A 15778-nucleotide genomic window follows, 5' to 3' on the forward strand; every position below is an offset into this window, starting at 1 on the left:
CACGTCCAGCTGCTGCGTGTCGATCCGCATGACGGCACGAATGCTCGGTTGAGTACCCTCGGTTGTTGCGTTCATAAGCCACCTCCTGTGGCGTCGCCGGTCTGTTTATTGGCGACTATTCTACCCTAGCATTCCAAAAGGAAAAGGCAAGAGCTAGCCAATATCCATGGCTGAGGGGTCTTTTTGGCGCCGAGGGGGTGGTGCAAGTTGCGGTAGGATGTGTGGGGCAGCACGTTCCTCAATCTCAGTTTCTTCATCAGGATACTTCTCATCATCCGACTCAGTTACGCTCTCAACAGGTAGTCGCGTTAGTGGAGCGTTGTGAAGTTCCACCGGTGCAGCGCGCGCTGTTGGCGTCGCCGTCGATTCGTGCTGCCGCACAAGACGATGCAGCTCAGGAACGTGCTCTGCGCTTAACGCGTTAACAATTTTTTTTAAATCTTTTCTATCTGACGAACTAATTACTCCAGCCCGTTGCGCTTTCCAGCCCGCTTTCTGCATCCGTCGTCGAGCGAAGTAAGAAATACTCGTTGCGCCAGTGGGCAAGCGTTTTAGTTCGTCACCAATAATATTTGCAATTGTGCTGAGATCTTTTTTTGAAAGGTTTTTGGCTTCTCGGCGGACAGCTCCACCCGACCATTTAAAACGTCGGAGCTGACCAGCCAATCCCTTGTGGCGAGCATCACCAAACCGGCCAGATTGAAAATGGCTGCCCGTGCCGGCTTTAGACAGGTCAACGCTTGCGTCTTCTTTATGAGATTGCATTTTTTAGACGTAACTTGAATGTTTTGCTGGTAACGTATACAATTATGACATATTTCATGGGTTTTTTCAATATGACTACTACAAAAAAATACAGTATTGCATTGGTTCTTGTGGTGCTCATAGGTCTTTTTGGGCTGAAAGTAGTACTGAACCAAGGCACAACACCACCACAAACTGAAACACCGGACAGACCTGTTGTGGATTTGGTGACACCAAGCGAGGGCGAAACAGAACAACCCGCGGCGCCAGTACAGCCACCGGTAGATGAACCTGTCGCAGAAACGAAACTTCCCGTGAAAATAAATATTACTGTTCCTTTTACTTCGCAAGCGCCATTTGGCGATTGGGATGATCAACGACAGCAAGATGGTTGTGAGGAGGCGTCAACGTTGATGGCGGCGAGATGGATTACTGGCGAGTCATTAAATCCAACAACGGCATTGGCGGAGCTAATGAAAATTTTTTCTTGGGAGGTTGAAGCCTTTGGAGCCTCGAATGACACCAATGCGGCAGATACTGCTCGCATTTTGACTGACTATTTTAAAGTCCCACAGGTCACGGTGAGTCGAGACGTTTCGGTTGCCAGTATTCGTAGTGCGTTGGCTTCTGGTAAGGTCGTCATTGTGCCTACTGACGGTCAAGCCTTGGGGAACCCATATTTTAGTGGTGATGGACCAGAGCGCCACATGCTTATCATTATTGGGTACGATGATTCGACAAAACGCTTTATAGTGAATGACCCAGGTACAAAGCGGGGTGCTTCGTATCAGTATAACTACGACGTGCTTTTCGACGCTATTCGAGAGTACCCGTCGGGTGTGCATCAGCCAATCGTTGCGGATCGAAAAGCAATGATTATAGTTGCCAAATAGTAATTTACTCATCTTTTTTCTTGCAAAACGAAAATGGAAAAGAAAAAACCATTGACTCCAGAAGAGGAATTGCAACGACTTGCCACAGAGTTTTACGAACGCTTTCAGCGTGGTGGTAGCGGCATACGCTCTGTTGTTCGAAACATTGCGCTGGTCGTTGGTCTGCTCATTATTGTTATAAATAACCCCTTACTTTTAAGTTTACTTCCTATGGACATTACTTTTGTTCCAGTACTTATAGTTTTGTTTGTTGTACTCATAAGTATTCGGCAGGTTAACCAGTACGAGCGGGGAGTGAAGTTTCAATTTGGAAAATTTCGACGCATGGTAGAACCAGGTTGGCGTTTGGTTTGGCCAATTATTCAAAACATGACCAAGGTGGATATCCGCGTAAAGGTTACTGACGTCCCGTATCAAGAAACGATTACGCGCGACAACGTTTCGGCGCGTATTAACGCTGTTCTTTTCTACAAAATTACTGACGTAGAAAAAGTGATTATTGAAGTTGAAAATTTTCGAGATGCTGTTTCTCAGCTGGCGCAAACCACCATGCGGAATGTTATTGGTGAAATGACGTTAGACGAGTTGCTTTCAAATCGCGATGCTGCCGCCGAGCGTATTCGAGAAATCATTGATAAAGCCAGTGATCCATGGGGCATTAAAGTAGAGTCCGTTGAGTTAAAAGATATTGTGCTTCCTGAAGATATGGTGCGCACTATTGCGAAGCAAGCAGAAGCCGAGCGAGAACGACGAGCAGTTATCATTAACTCTGAAGGTGAAGTATCGGCCGCTGAGAATTTGCGGAAAGCTGCGGAAATATTGTCTGGCTCCCCAGGCGCACTGCATCTCCGTACATTGAATAGCATCAACGACATTTCGAGCGACGCATCAAACACCATAGTATTCGCCGTGCCACTCGAGGTACTCAAAGCATTTGAACGGTTAGGTAAATAGGTCGTTTCTTTGGCGATGCTCTTTGGTAAAAAAATAGTTGTCGTCATGCCGGCGTATAACGCCGAGCAAACAGTGCGACAAACGTATGAAGAAGTACCAAAAGATTTTGTTGATGAGGTAGTTCTTGTTGACGACCAGAGTGTTGATCAAACAGCCGCCGTTGCCGCTTCGCTTGGCATACGGACAATCAGCCATCCGAAGAATACGGGGTATGGTGGCAATCAAAAGACATGCTATCGAGAAGCTTTGCGACTCGGGGCGGATGTTGTTGTTATGTTGCATCCGGATTATCAGTATTCGCCAAAACTTGTACTACCCATGGCGGCGCTCATTGCCAGCGGACAGTATGATGCTGTGCTCGGCTCACGATTTATTTCGGAAGGCGCCATGAAAAACGGTATGCCGTTGTATAAGTATGTTTCAAACCGTTGTCTGACCTTGTTTGAAAATTTGTGCACCGGCAAACGACTTTCAGAGTATCACACGGGCTATCGTGCCTTCTCGCGACGTGTACTCGAGTCGCTGCCGCTTGCCGAGAACTCTGACGATTACGTATTTGATAGCCAGATGCTAGCGCAGGTGTTGTATGCAGGTTTCAAAGTAGGTGAAATTTCTTGCCCGGCGCGATACTTTCCTGAAGCTTCATCCATAAATTTTCGCCGTTCGGTTCACTATGGGTTTGGTGTGCTAGCAACGTCACTGCAATATCGACTCAATAAACTTGGGGTAATGAAGACTGGTCGGTTTCAGAATATTCAATTTCCCGACACGTTGTAGCGCTCAGCATTCTCTAGATGAATGAGCGCGGTCTGTAGTGCCTGGTAGCTGTAGTCAATTCGCGTAATTCTGTTTTTTGTAAGGACACCAATGATGCCGAGATTTTCACGGAAAGAACCGTCTTTGCTGTAGCCGAGTTCGACCGCTGCATCGGTTGCTTCCAGGCCGGCTTTCATTTTTGCAATTATTTCAGATTGATACTCAAAGCAGCTGGACAACCCAAGGTGTACATTTGTGCCATCCCAGATGGCGCATGCGGTTGTATCCATGTGTCCAGTTTTTGTATAGGGGACGTCAATAAGTCCGGATTCAAGGCCAACGCCATAGTCTCCACCTAGCTCCATAAGGGCGGCACGAGCACGGTCAGCCGCTCCACGAATTGTTTCTTCAAGGTTCATTGGTTGTGCTGGCACAGAAGTTTTAACACTGACACCAATAACTTCGGCGTTTGCTAATAGTGGGTATTCACGAACAGCTCTTCGAACGGCTTCCAGCTTCGCTTCGTTTTTTGTGCCGACGATAATTCGCATAGTTACTATTGGTTGCTGCTTTGCAGTATAGCAAATAAATTGAACGCACTTGTCTTCTGCGCCTGACAAGCTACTATACAACCATGTTTATTGTGGAAATTGCAATCGTTGTTTTTGGCCTCTGCCTTTTTGAGGTAATTTCTAGCATTGATAACGCCATAATCAATGCCGAAGTTTTAAGTGGCATGGGTGCTAAAGCGAGAAAGTGGTTTTTGTTGTGGGGTTTGTTATTGGCAGTTTTTGTCGTTCGAGGGTTGTTGCCCCTATTCATTGTTTGGGTCACCGCGCCCGAGCTTGGGTTTTGGGGAGCGTTAACCGCAACGTTTAGTAGTGACCCTCAGGTGCTCGCCGCGGTGGAAATGGCAGCGCCGATACTACTCACCGGCGGCGGTGTCTTTTTGATTTTTTTATTTTTCCATTGGTTGTTCTTGGAAGATAAGAATTATGGTCTACCACATGAAAAGTTTTTTTATCGTTATGGCCTGTGGTTCTATACCGTGGTTTCGATAATACTTGCAGCAATAGTATGGTTTACTATTCATGAAAATCCCTTGATGGCGTTTAGTGCCGTGGTTGGGTCAACGGCGTTTTTTATTACCCACGGGTTTAAACAGAACGCCGAATTGGCTGAAAAGGATTTATTGACGTCGCACCGTTCGGATATGAGCAAGATTCTTTATCTGGAGGTTATTGACGCCACTTTTTCGGTTGACGGAGTTCTCGGTGCATTTGCATTCACCTTATCCGTGCCGCTTATTTTCTTTGGGAATGGTGTGGGTGCCTATGTTGTGCGGGAGCTTACAATTAGAAATGTCGAGAATATAAAAAAGTATTTGTTTTTGAAAAATGGTGCGATGTATTCGATTCTTTTCTTGGGAACCATAATGCTGCTTGACGCTTTTGGTGTGCACGTGCCAAGTTGGGTGTCGCCACTGACCACGTTTGGAGTGGTCGGGTATTTCTTTATGAAGTCGAAGCGGGAGATGGTGGTTAGTGGTTAGTAGCGGGTGGTCTATTATGGAGTCGTCTTTATAGCCCGCGAAGAAGTGTCTAGCCAGGATTCAGGAAGAAGTTCAAACATTTTTATATTTCTATCTTGCGCTACGTGAACAAGCGTTTCTTTGTTGTTGGCGTGTATTTGAAGCAGTAGTTCTCGACAGCGACCACAGGGTGGAATAACAGTTCCGGAATTTTTAACCGCCAACATTTCTACAACTTCAGATTCACCTGATTTTAACATTTCAGCCACTGCTGCGTGTTCAGCGCAAAAGCCAAGACTGCAGTCAGTATCAATGCAGATTCCCGTATAAATATTTCCATCCTTCGTTTTTAGGGCGGCTCCGACCCCGCCACAACTTGCAAAAGGGGTTAGTTGACGGCCAGCACTTATCGCAAATGCTTTTTGGTAGAGTTCTTCAAAATTATTCATATTACCTTAAAAAAATTTCGATTGTTCGAAATGTATATTAATGACGTTGGGCTGGTCCCGCTGCTGCGGGACTACTAGCTGTTGAAACATTCTGACTACATCAGAATGATCATTATCGTTGCGGGACCATATTCCCGGGGTTCGTCGGCCATGGGCATCGCCGAACCCTTCGAGTCCCGACGCACAACAAACTGTTGTTGTCCTCCAGCCCTCAGTCACGATGTTCTCCCGCCCTGTGGCGGGACTACTGACTTTCAAAACATTATGACAACGTCATAATGCACGTTAGTGTGGTCGGGCTGGCGGGACTCGAACCCGCGACCTCGTCGTCCCGAACGACGCGCGCTAGCCAACTGCGCTACAGCCCGATATGAGGAAATTTGGAACCTAGTTTATTCGTCATTAAACAAGGTTAGCCAAGTATAGCTGGCACAACGTTTTTACTCAATTAGCGGGATTGACCGTAAAAGCCATTAATCTTCCACAAAATGTATAAGCTTCTGTTGAAGCACTTCAATTTTATCCGGTAATTTTGCAGCCATTGCGAGCGCCAGTTTTGCTGCCTCAGCGTCAGTTGGTCCTTCTCGAAGTGAAATACCAAGCTGCTGTGCAGTTTCTAGTATTTCGTCAGACTTTGTTTTTCGATTTTTTAACATCAGTTCAAGTGGCTCCAAAATGAACTGTCTTTGATTCGGAATAAAGTTTTTTGCAAGCTTGAGAAGCGCTGAGCAGTAGCTATAAATAGCGTCGTCATCAAATCCGCTTAAAGCCGCCTTGCCTTGTAAAGTAAAACGGACATGACTATCTGGCGGAACAAAAATTGTTTTACGGTCAAAAGTAAAAGGTTCAGGAATGGCACTGTCGCTTGGTTGCACGGTAAGCCCTTTTTCGTACACCGCTGTTGCTAAAAATTTAATTAACTGTGAAATGGCGACTAAAATTTCGGGGTCGTTCATGTCTGGCGCACGATGTTCAATCGTGCCTACAGAATTTATTCGTATTGGATTCCATGAGGCGTCTAGCAGGGAGCCACGTTTTGCAAGTGAGCGTGCCTGTATACCAAGCTTATGTAGAGTAGCTTTCCAGTTGTGGGATCGTTGCTGAATAACATGTAGTAAATTCCCTCCGGTAGCTTCGTATGGTTGAAGTGCTCCAAGGTCTTGATAATTTGCATAGAGACCACCGGGATAATTAAATGGTTTTCCGCCTCGGTAGGCAATTATTCGGCTAGCTTTCCCGAGTCGTGTTCCTTGGTAAAAAGGTGATGATTGAGAAAAAGCAATCAGTGCCGGGTCCATGGCTATAAACAGATTATGTACATTCACGAGGTTCGTCTGTTGATTAGAAAAAAATCTATATACAAGATTCTTTGCAGTTTTACTATATACACCGCGCGGTAATGTAAAGTGGCAGTGCATGCCAGCGCACCGGCCAGCAATTGCAAAGCGTTGTTTACCAAAAATTTCTTCTTGTGCTCTATATCGTGGGGCATTCCGAATCGCCGGCGTGAATGTTCCCGGGTATGTTCCGAGATGGTAAATAACTAACTCCTCCTTTTCTGCGGCGGCTAGCAAAGCTTTAAAGTCCTCCATGGACTGCCACATAATATTTGGCAAGTTTGTATGCGGCTTCGTTCGTAGCTCAATCAGGTTTTCAGATGCCTCGTATGTTGCATCTACGCTCGGGCTATCTGCACGTAATCGTTTAAGTAAACGGTCTGCGCCATTATGAATATACCCATCCTTGTCAAGAATGTGGAATTCAAATTCAATACCGAATGTTAGGTGTTTCAGCGGAACAGCGTTTATTTTTGTCATAACACAAAAACCGAGTTTTGCTCGGTCTTAAAAGTTAAAACGATAAATTTTGTACCTGCATATAGACACATACTTATTATAGTTCAGCACCGTCTCTTTTGTCGAGCACCATTGCACGATTTTTTTTGTGACGTACACTGGAATTATATGTGGGAGAACGAGCGCGAAACGCTCATGCGACAGGGGTCTATTGTGCTGCGCCTTATGGCAACAGCAGAGAAAAGTCGCACCATGGCGAGAGGTCAGCAAAAGAATGGCGTTGTTAAAATAGACGTTAGAGAGCCTGCTTCGAAAGGACAAGCCAATCGCGCCATTCGTGCCTATCTTGCCGATGTCTTTCGAGTACCGGTTGAGAATGTTCGTTTGCTTTTGGGCGTACGCAGTCCACGCAAACAATTTAAAATAATGCTTTAGGGTGTGGCTATACAACAAGCCGATTCAAGTGACGATTTGTTTGCCGCTCGCGGCATAGAAGAAAAAAAGCAATTCGCACCACTAGCAGACCGCATGCGGCCGAGTACGCTTGCTGAATTTTTTGGGCAAACACATTTGGTTGGTGAAGGCACGTCACTGCGTCAGGTGCTCGAGGCTGATGCGGTGCCTTCAATGATTTTGTGGGGGCCGCCAGGGTCGGGGAAGACAACGTTGGCTCGCATTGTCGCTCATATGACTGGTTCGACGTTTATTTCTTTCCACGCAGTAACGGAAGGGGTGGCGGCATTACGGAAAGTTATTGCCGAAGCCGCCGAGCGGCTTAACTTATATCATTCGAGAACGATTTTATTTATTGATGAGATTCATCGCTGGAGTAAGGCGCAGCAAGACGCCCTGTTGCCGCATGTTGAAAATGGAACCATCACCTTAATCGGAGCGACAACGGAGAATCCATCATTTGAAGTCGTCAGCGCTTTGCTATCTCGTTGTCGTGTTTTTACGTTTCAAAAACTTACCACCGATGAAGTTGCGGCTATCATACATCGGGCGTTGTCTGATCGCACGATGGGTTTGGGTAATATTCGTGTGGCTGCGCCAACAGTTTTGTTTTTGGCAGCCGCGGCGGATGGTGACGCGCGTGTGGCGCTCAACGCATTAGAATTTGCTGTAAAAGCAGCGGTGCGACAAGGACGTATGGACATTACAAAAGAAGACATTATCCAGGCGTTATCCTCACCACAACTACCGTACGACAAAAATGGCGAAGAACATCACAATATAATCTCAGCGCTTCATAAAAGTATGCGTGGCTCAGACGCTAATGCGTCGCTCTATTGGCTGGGTCGAATGCTCGAGGCAGGGGAGGATCCGCTCTACGTGGCTCGGCGATTGGTTCGTTTTGCGAGTGAAGATATTGGCTTGGCGGATCCGAACGCCTTAGTGGTGGCGGTTGCCGGTTTTCAAGCGACGCACGTCATTGGCATGCCCGAGGCGAACGTCGTGCTGGCTGAAGTTGCGGCGTATTTAGCGCGGGCACCAAAATCTAATGCGGTGTACACGGCTTATGGAGCGGTGCAGGAAGCTATTCGTGACACTGGCGCTCTTCCTGTGCCGCTCCACCTTAGGAATGCGCCAACTGCACTTATGCGAGAATTGAATTATGGAAAAGGGTACCAATATACGCCAGAAGCAAAAAAGCGTGGAGAAGCATTAGCGCAGACCTATTTGCCAGATGAAATCAGTGACCACGAATTTTTTAAAGCGGACGCTTAAAAAAGACCGGCCGGCTACCTCGAGAGAGAGCGTAGCCGGCCTTGGTGCGGGGGAGCGGTTGTCCTGACGGCGCGGCGTCAGGAGGTGGGGAATAGGACCGACCAGATGATCGGTCCGGCGACAAAGATGAAGATGAAGGTGAGGCCGATGATGCCGACCTTCCTCTTGGTCTCTTCACTCCAGCCGATGTTCGAAGGTGCCTTGGAAGGTACGATGACCTGTCGCTTCTGTCGGTTTCGACTCATGGCGTTGCCTCCTTGTTGCTATTTGGCGATTGTTTTCTGTGCGAGCGTCTGTCGCCTCGCGCGGGAACGATTCGCAATGACTTGCAGTCGCACGATTCCGAAAATCGAAACGACGATGAACGCGAGTGGGAACCACGCGTCCTTCTTGAATTGTTCGGCGACCAGAACTATCGCGCTCGCGAGCGCCACAATTCCAAAGCCGAGTTGGTACGCACGAAGCAGTTGCACGTTTCTCTTGCCTCCTTGTCTATCGCTAAGCGAGTCGACTCGCTTTTTTATCATTTCACAGCCACTTTGTCAACGCTTCTTTGAGTTGGTATACTGTGGTTACTATGACTGATGAACGTTGGGACGAATTAATCGGACAATTGAAAGATGCTGGTGTTGTTGAGTCGGAAGTTGAGGAGACGCTGGAAGACCGGCCGGGTGTGGTAATTCGGGTTATCGCTAAAACTCCCGCTGGGCGTGTTTGCTTATCTCGCACAACACAGCCGCGCAAAATAGGCGAAAAAACTTTTTTTGCTAAACGGTCTAGTTCCACGGCCGCAGTAGAAAACGTTTATGACGAAAAAGACGTTGTGCATGTTTTCACCGTAGAACGTGAAATAGACGGTGAATGGTCGGAAATTAGGGCAAGTGACTTTGGCCTTGGATAACTATGAAAAAACACGACCTACTACTACTTTTTCTTGCCGTCATCACCATACTTGCGGTAAATGTTTCCGTACAAGCTATGAATGCAGTGGTTCTGACACAAGCGACACAGGTTGCTTCAAAACCGTCTCCCGTTGACACGAAAGCGTACCAAAATGGTGCGGCCGCAGCGCTTACAAGTTTCGTGGTGGCGTATCAAGCTGACAGTAAAGAAGAGCGTGTGGTTGCGATAACAAATGCCCGAACCGCACTCCTCGCATTGCGCGTACCGATGGATCTTAAAGACGTGCATTTGGATTTGGTGCTAGCGCTCGATGCTTTAGCAGCGGCTGAAGCAGCAGAAAACGAAGTAGCCATGAGCAGTGCCCTGGCTGGGTTACGAGCCATTAGTGTTGCTAACCCGTGGTTAGCGGCTGGGCAATAAGTATTCTGTGCGCAACTACGCTTTAGGTTTACTACAATGGTTGCGCCAGCTATACAACCGTTTGCGATACGCTGGCCGGGGGTTTCTTTTGACGCTGCGTCAGCAACCAGCACGGCGACTACTACCAATAATAAGTGGCGTCGTTTCTATTAGTCTTTTTGAATTTGTACTGTTTCGCCCCGACCTTTGGGCAATAGTGATTCTGCTCATTATCGCCATGGCTGTTACCACGGGTATTGGTCTTATGAACACCCGGCTCACTTTACCAGGTTGGTGGCACACGCTTATTACCCCGGCGCTTCTGGGTATTACCTCGGTCGGGCTTTTGCTTTTTCTCCCTACTGCAACCAGTCGTCAGGTAACCATTATTCTCGTTGCCGCCTTGTTTTTACTGTTTTGGGAAAACATTTGGCGCTATTACTGGGATAGGGCGCGGTATCATGATGAGGCACTTGAAAATATATCGCTGGCGTTAAACACCGCCATCATCTGGTTCTTTTCTCTCTTTGCGTTTAATGCACTACTCGACGCCACGATTTTCCCTGGCATTATTGCAAGCAATGCACTCCTCATTGGTTCAGGGTTAGTGGTGGCAATCGTTTTCTTTATCGATTACCGCACAATTTGGGTGCAACGGTACAATGCAGAAACCGTCTGGCTGCTGCAAGTATCGCAAGCGTTAATTTTAGGCGAACTATTTTGGGTAACCAATTTCTTACCGCACAGTGTTGAAGTAAAGTCTTTCTTGCTGGTTTTGGCGTACTATCTATTTACAAATATTGGCCGGTCATACTTAGACGGCACCCTGCGGTCGTCTGTGCTTCGTCGGTATCTGTACCTTGGCACGTTTACCTTGCTTGCTGTCTTTATTACTGCTAATTGGTTTGTTTAGGGCGGTGTAGATAGGGTAGTTACCATTGACTTTTTGAATAAAAAGTAGTAATTTCTTTGGTCGCCTACAGTCGTAGGGGGCCAGCTTTTCTCGTGAGTAACGAGACTAAGTTGAGCTGAATGTTCACTGACAATCAAAGGTTTTTAGAAGGAGAAATTCCGATGGCCGAGAAATCTGAGACGAAACAGCCGATGGGGTTTGTTTGCCCTGGCTGGGCAAAGCCTCACTGGAATGCCCTCGAGTGCACTATCGAAGAGTGCACCGACGGCAGTCACGTCGTGCTGGACCACTCGTTGAACGGCGTGACCATTTATGCCGGTGCAACGCGTAAAGATTGCAGCGACTGGCTGAATCCCTACTGCTAACCTTCGCTACTGCGAAGCTGACTAAGAAACTGGAGGAACCATGAACGGGATATTTTCCATGACCCAGTTCCTCCAGGAATACCCTGAGGTGCTGGACCCACGTCGATTAGTCGACGATGAGGAACATTACCGGCGATGGATTGCGGCGCGAGAAACGCTCGTCTGGAAGGCCTACGCCGCCAGAGAACGAGCAATTTCGTATCGCGGCTTTAAGGTAGGGTGCGCCGTTTACGCATGGCGACCATATCGAGAAGCCAAAGAAGCATGGCAGGTTAGCGAAGACCCCGCTGACTACATGGGTGTCCGGTGGACGACGTTCACTGGGGCAAACATGAAGACGGCAGAGGATATTCGCCCAGTTTGCGCCGAACAAGTGGCAGTTTCCGCAGCTCGTATGGCTGGCTATACCCGTATCATTGGGATTGTCGTTGTCGGCGAACCGCAAACTGACCACGATAGTGGACTCAGCCACAGAACGCTGCACCCGTGTGGCGTTTGCAGACGAACCCTTGCTGCACTTCCAGAGGTGCATGGCGACACTCCAATTCTGACCGGAGGAATCGATGGAGACGTCATTCATCTCGAAGAGTTCAGCTTGGACGAGCTCGTGCAGTTGCACGAGATTTGATGGTCAACCAACAAGGAGAAGAAACCATGAAACCAACACGTGTGGTCGTCATCGACGACGGCCCCGAAGGCCTGAAAGCGTACCTCGGTACGCTGGATGGAACGGGGACTGTCTACTTCACCCGTTGCGGTGACGGTGGATGCCCGGTGACTCAAGCCGACCCCTCCGAACTTCCGGCGGACGGCTGGGTCGAGAGTGTCGGCGGCGACGAGCTGCACGTCGACGTCGAGAACGTCCGGATTAGTCTGGACGACGGCCGCATCAAGTGGGACGTCAGCTGTGACTGGTTCGAAGTCTCACCGCAGCCCCTGAGCCCCGACGAAGCCTGAGTCAGCCACCCGGCGACGAAGACAACCTACAATCAGAAGACCCCCGCATCGCTTGAAATAATAGTGGTGTCGGGGTCTTTAAACTTTATGAAGTAAAAATGGCGTTTAATGATAGGCTCGCCCCACAGCGAGCCTTCTGCTATTATTCTTTCACTATGGAACAAACAGAGATACCAACGTTTCCACTCGAGCGCAAAGCAGGCGTTCCAGTGCCGGTGTTAATCATTCTGTCGCTGGCTGGCGGTATGGCTGGAGCGGCGCTTCTTTTTTCGTTGTTTCCGGAACTCAGAAAAGCAGTAATCCCACCGGGTACAGAGTCTGTCATTGTGTCGTCTCCTGGTACGGTGGTGGTTGAAGAGGGGGCACGAGTGGTGGATGTTGTTCGGCAGAGCAAAACAGTTGTCGCTTCGATATTTAAGAAAGGTAATACCACCCGTCTTGGCAGCAGTGTTGTTTATCCACACTCCTCGGCAAGTGGCTCGGCAATTATGCTGACAGCGGATGGTTGGTTTGGAACTGTTCAAAACGCCAATGTTTTGGTTGGGGATATCTTGATTGTGGATAATGTTCCTTTCGAAATTAAGACTGTGTATAAAGACAGTGCTAGCCCATTCGTGCTCGGCAAGGTTGAAGGTGCCCATTTCGCCTCTGTTACTTTTTCAGAACCAGATAACGTAGCGGTCGGAATGACCGTTGTCGCCACAACCGGCGAGGAAGATGGCGAGCGTCTTTCACTTGTTTCTTTGACCACACCTTTCGATAGTAGCGACAAGGTACTCACGAGTGACCGCCTCACCTATGGGTATGGGGTTTCCTCACTTCGGTTATCGACCGTTGGAATTCCGGTTTTCAGTTTACGCGGTGACCTCGTGGGCCTGACAACAAGCTCTACGTCTGGCGCAACGGTTTTGGTTCCGGCGGACGTATTGCAGTCACTTCTTGATCAGCAAATTCAATTCTCGAATAGTAAGCGAGCGAGCCTGGGTATTACCTACGTGCGGGCATCAGTGCAGGGGGATGTGAGCGGCATGATTAGAACTGTTGTCGCTAGTGCTGCAAAGAGTGCTTCCATACCGGTTGGTAGCATCATTGTTTCAATTGATGAAGAAATAGTTGAAGACGCAGATATTTTTCGGGTGATATCTAAAAAACAACCTGGTCAAACAGTTACGTTGAAATATCGCTCTGGTGTGGAAAGTTCTCAAATCATTGAGAAGACAGTAATCCTTGGTGAGTTATCCACCTGAGGATAACGTTATTTCCAGCCTTACAGGGATGGAAATAACGTGCCGTATGCAGGTACGACTTACGCTATACGTTATACGGGAGATAGAGGCTATACGGCATACGCCGTAGGTTATACGCCTTACGCTATAGGCTGTACGGAAAGTCACCGTTGGCCGTAAACTACTTGGCGTACTGCGTACTGCGTATGGCGTATAACGTACTTTTCCGCTATACTTTTTAGGTATTTTGTGTTGAAAAGGGCCTGTTTTTAATTATGAATTCACGGGTGTAACATAACCCTCTTTTTTTCGTCTTATTTATTGTCAGCTTACTGCATCTGCAAAGCTCTCCTTGGCAAGAAAAGATACTGCTGTACCGATTGTACGACGGAGACCCGTCGGCTTTCGCAGAGCTCTATGACGCATATGCGCCAAAGATTTACCGCTTCATCTACTTCAAAGTAGGAACACAAGCGGAAGCAGAAGACCTGGCAAGTGAAGTGTTCCTTAAAACGTGGGAGTACGTGAAGCGACGAGAACGACGGATTAAGAATTTTCGGCCGTTCGTTTATCGACTCGCCCACAACGCTGTCATCGACCATTACCGTTCACGCAGTCAACAGCCGCAAACGCAAATCGATGAACAGCTAGCCACGTTCCCGGCCGAGATAGATTTAGCAGCCGATGCCGTTCGAAGTTCAGATTTGGAAATAGTTAGACGAGCATTACTGCTCATTAAAGAAGAGTACCGAGATATTATTTTACTTCGCTACATTGAAGAGTATTCGCTAGCAGAAATTGCCGAGATGTTAGACAAGTCGAACGGTGCCATTCGAGTTACCGCGCACCGCGCCGTCGAAGCCTTGAAGGAAGCAGTTACAACTTTAGAAGCTCGATCTACCAAAGTATAATGACTACAGCCCAGCTTCAAAAACAGCTCCGACACCTTAAGCCATCTGTCGCTCCACGCGCAGAGTGGCTTGCTGCGTCGCGCGCCACATTGATTGCTCGGGTAGCATCTGACGCGGCAACCGCACCAAAACTGAGCACGGCAAATCGATTCCGCATGTTCACCTGGGGCGCTGAAGCACTTTTTGGTAGCGCCGGTTCTTTTGTGATGCGGAGCGGTGTGGCTCTCGCCACGTTAGCGCTCGCCGTTGGTCTGGGTGGCGGCAGCTACGTATTAGCGGCGGTGAATGGCAGTGTGCCGGGCGAAGCGTTGTATAAAGTTAAAGTAGCAATTGAAGATGTTCGTTTGTCAGCTGCTCGTACACCACAGCAGCGGGTCGCCTTGCAAGTTGATTACGCGAGCCGTCGCTTGGCAGAGGTGTCAGTGCTCTCAAACCAGAATGGCGGCAACGTGCCACAGGTGGCGGAGCTCGTTGGTCGGTTTGAATCTACTGTTGCTAGAGCCGCTAACGAATCAGACAGTTCAGAAAATAATGATGAAGCCGCGTCACTGGCGCGACTCGTTGACGATCGGCTTGGTGAATATGTGCACACGCTTGAGAGCACGCAGCAGTCCGGGAATAAGGAGCTGGCGCTTCGTGTTGGTAAAGCTATTGCCGCGGTGAACAGAACGGAAACGAAGACGTTAGAAGTTATTGCCAAAGCTAACCCAGAAGACCCCACGGTGGCAACCAGAATTGACGCCAAGATTAAGAGCACTGAAATTGCGCTCTCGCACCTTGGTGGTGCAAAAGGTGGTTCCGCGGACAAGGCAAAAGAAAATTTGGCAGCCGCCAAAGCCCGAACAGCAGCAGGGGATTATGCAACGGCGATAACGCTTATTCGAGAAGCAGAAGATTTAGTGCTAGAGCTCAACATTCCAGTTGTTGAAGAAGAACCAGCAGACGACACAATCGAACCCGTACCAACCCCAGAAGAAACAGACGTACCAGGGAAGGTAGAGGGTGCTATAGACATACAACCAACAGAACCAGAAGTACAAGATGCACCAGTCAGTTTAAGTAACTAATAACCGCTAACTACCCATGACGGACTTAACCGTACACGGCAGGCATTCGGCGTTTCTGCCCGACAATAGTCGGACTGAATCGCTGGCTGCTTTACAGCCTAACCACGGAACAAAGGTCGATCCGTCATTCGACGGGGGTTCGCGGTTCTCTAAGAGAATCTCGCGTTAGCGGGATAATTAATAGGA

The 15778-nt window shown here is 48.3% G+C and carries 20 protein-coding genes and 1 tRNA gene; 15 read left to right on the forward strand and 6 right to left on the reverse strand.

Annotated elements, in window-relative coordinates; translation table 11 throughout:
- Positions 1 to 153: 153 nt before the first annotated feature.
- Positions 154 to 765, reverse strand: coding sequence for a hypothetical protein (locus tag WC052_04205; GenBank protein ID MFA7286831.1), 612 nt, complete (start codon positions 763 to 765; stop codon positions 154 to 156).
- A 71-nt stretch (positions 766 to 836) separates the two neighbouring features.
- Here WC052_04205 and WC052_04210 point away from each other — a divergent pair, with 71 nt between their 5' ends.
- The 3 genes from WC052_04210 to WC052_04220 all read left to right on the forward strand — a co-directional run bounded on the left by WC052_04210 (position 837) and on the right by WC052_04220 (position 3368).
- Positions 837 to 1637 (forward strand): C39 family peptidase, encoded by an 801-nt coding sequence (locus tag WC052_04210; protein MFA7286832.1) that lies wholly within the window; start codon positions 837 to 839, stop codon positions 1635 to 1637.
- Positions 1638 to 1847: 210 nt separating this feature from the next.
- On the forward strand, positions 1848 to 2591 hold the full coding sequence (locus WC052_04215; protein ID MFA7286833.1) for a slipin family protein: 744 nt from the start codon (positions 1848 to 1850) through the stop codon (positions 2589 to 2591).
- A gap of 15 nt (positions 2592 to 2606) precedes the next feature.
- Positions 2607 to 3368 carry a glycosyltransferase family 2 protein gene (locus WC052_04220; GenBank protein MFA7286834.1) on the forward strand — a complete coding sequence of 254 codons (762 nt, stop codon included), beginning with the start codon at positions 2607 to 2609 and terminating at the stop codon, positions 3366 to 3368.
- Here WC052_04220 and yjjX read toward each other — a convergent pair.
- Positions 3347 to 3898, reverse strand: coding sequence for an inosine/xanthosine triphosphatase (yjjX, locus tag WC052_04225; protein ID MFA7286835.1), 552 nt, complete (start codon positions 3896 to 3898; stop codon positions 3347 to 3349). The two genes, WC052_04220 and yjjX, sit on opposite strands and share 22 nt — an antisense overlap.
- A gap of 83 nt (positions 3899 to 3981) precedes the next feature.
- Here yjjX and WC052_04230 point away from each other — a divergent pair, with 83 nt between their 5' ends.
- Entirely contained in the window at positions 3982 to 4899 is a 918-nt protein-coding gene (locus WC052_04230) for a DUF475 domain-containing protein (GenBank protein MFA7286836.1), read from the forward strand.
- 14 nt (positions 4900 to 4913) lie between these two features.
- On the opposite strand, the gene WC052_04235 is transcribed toward WC052_04230, so the two are convergent.
- The 3 genes from WC052_04235 to WC052_04245 form a co-directional block, all read right to left on the reverse strand.
- Complete coding sequence (locus WC052_04235; GenBank protein ID MFA7286837.1) at positions 4914 to 5327, reverse strand: cytidine deaminase; 414 nt, start codon at positions 5325 to 5327, stop codon at positions 4914 to 4916.
- Positions 5328 to 5618: 291 nt separating this feature from the next.
- A tRNA-Pro gene (locus WC052_04240) sits at positions 5619 to 5695 on the reverse strand.
- Between the two features lie 105 nt (positions 5696 to 5800).
- Complete coding sequence (locus WC052_04245; GenBank protein ID MFA7286838.1) at positions 5801 to 7144, reverse strand: glutamate-cysteine ligase family protein; 1344 nt, start codon at positions 7142 to 7144, stop codon at positions 5801 to 5803.
- Positions 7145 to 7291: 147 nt separating this feature from the next.
- On the opposite strand from WC052_04245, the gene WC052_04250 reads away from it, so the two are divergent.
- A complete protein-coding gene (locus WC052_04250) occupies positions 7292 to 7558 on the forward strand; it encodes a DUF167 domain-containing protein (protein MFA7286839.1) in 267 nt (88 codons plus the stop codon).
- 3 nt (positions 7559 to 7561) lie between these two features.
- Positions 7562 to 8851, forward strand: coding sequence for a replication-associated recombination protein A (locus WC052_04255; protein ID MFA7286840.1), 1290 nt, complete (start codon positions 7562 to 7564; stop codon positions 8849 to 8851).
- A 263-nt stretch (positions 8852 to 9114) separates the two neighbouring features.
- Here the strand turns inward: WC052_04255 and WC052_04260 are convergent, their stop codons facing one another.
- Positions 9115 to 9378 (reverse strand): hypothetical protein, encoded by a 264-nt coding sequence (locus WC052_04260; protein ID MFA7286841.1) that lies wholly within the window; start codon positions 9376 to 9378, stop codon positions 9115 to 9117.
- A 50-nt stretch (positions 9379 to 9428) separates the two neighbouring features.
- Between WC052_04260 and WC052_04265 the strand changes: the two genes are divergently transcribed.
- From WC052_04265 to WC052_04305, 9 genes are all read left to right on the forward strand, one after another.
- Positions 9429 to 9752 (forward strand): hypothetical protein, encoded by a 324-nt coding sequence (locus WC052_04265; GenBank protein MFA7286842.1) that lies wholly within the window; start codon positions 9429 to 9431, stop codon positions 9750 to 9752.
- A 2-nt stretch (positions 9753 to 9754) separates the two neighbouring features.
- The gene (locus WC052_04270; GenBank protein MFA7286843.1) at positions 9755 to 10174 is read left to right on the forward strand and encodes a hypothetical protein; all 420 of its coding nucleotides are present in this window, start codon (positions 9755 to 9757) and stop codon (positions 10172 to 10174) included.
- Between the two features lie 7 nt (positions 10175 to 10181).
- On the forward strand, positions 10182 to 11066 hold the full coding sequence (locus tag WC052_04275; GenBank protein MFA7286844.1) for a hypothetical protein: 885 nt from the start codon (positions 10182 to 10184) through the stop codon (positions 11064 to 11066).
- A gap of 119 nt (positions 11067 to 11185) precedes the next feature.
- On the forward strand, positions 11186 to 11431 hold the full coding sequence (locus WC052_04280; GenBank protein ID MFA7286845.1) for a hypothetical protein: 246 nt from the start codon (positions 11186 to 11188) through the stop codon (positions 11429 to 11431).
- A gap of 40 nt (positions 11432 to 11471) precedes the next feature.
- Positions 11472 to 12059 (forward strand): hypothetical protein, encoded by a 588-nt coding sequence (locus WC052_04285; GenBank protein ID MFA7286846.1) that lies wholly within the window; start codon positions 11472 to 11474, stop codon positions 12057 to 12059.
- Positions 12060 to 12085: 26 nt separating this feature from the next.
- Positions 12086 to 12388 (forward strand): hypothetical protein, encoded by a 303-nt coding sequence (locus WC052_04290; GenBank protein MFA7286847.1) that lies wholly within the window; start codon positions 12086 to 12088, stop codon positions 12386 to 12388.
- A gap of 155 nt (positions 12389 to 12543) precedes the next feature.
- Positions 12544 to 13635, forward strand: coding sequence for a S1C family serine protease (locus tag WC052_04295; GenBank protein ID MFA7286848.1), 1092 nt, complete (start codon positions 12544 to 12546; stop codon positions 13633 to 13635).
- Between the two features lie 359 nt (positions 13636 to 13994).
- The gene (locus WC052_04300; protein ID MFA7286849.1) at positions 13995 to 14525 is read left to right on the forward strand and encodes an RNA polymerase sigma factor; all 531 of its coding nucleotides are present in this window, start codon (positions 13995 to 13997) and stop codon (positions 14523 to 14525) included.
- Positions 14525 to 15592, forward strand: a complete 1068-nt coding sequence (locus tag WC052_04305) for a DUF5667 domain-containing protein (protein MFA7286850.1) — start codon at positions 14525 to 14527, stop codon at positions 15590 to 15592. Before WC052_04300 ends, WC052_04305 begins: the two co-directional genes overlap by 1 nt.
- Positions 15593 to 15778 lie beyond the last annotated feature (186 nt).

The organism is Patescibacteria group bacterium, assembly GCA_041675205.1.
Taxonomy (GTDB): Bacteria; Patescibacteriota; Patescibacteriia; order GWA2-46-9; family GWA2-46-9; genus JBAYUF01.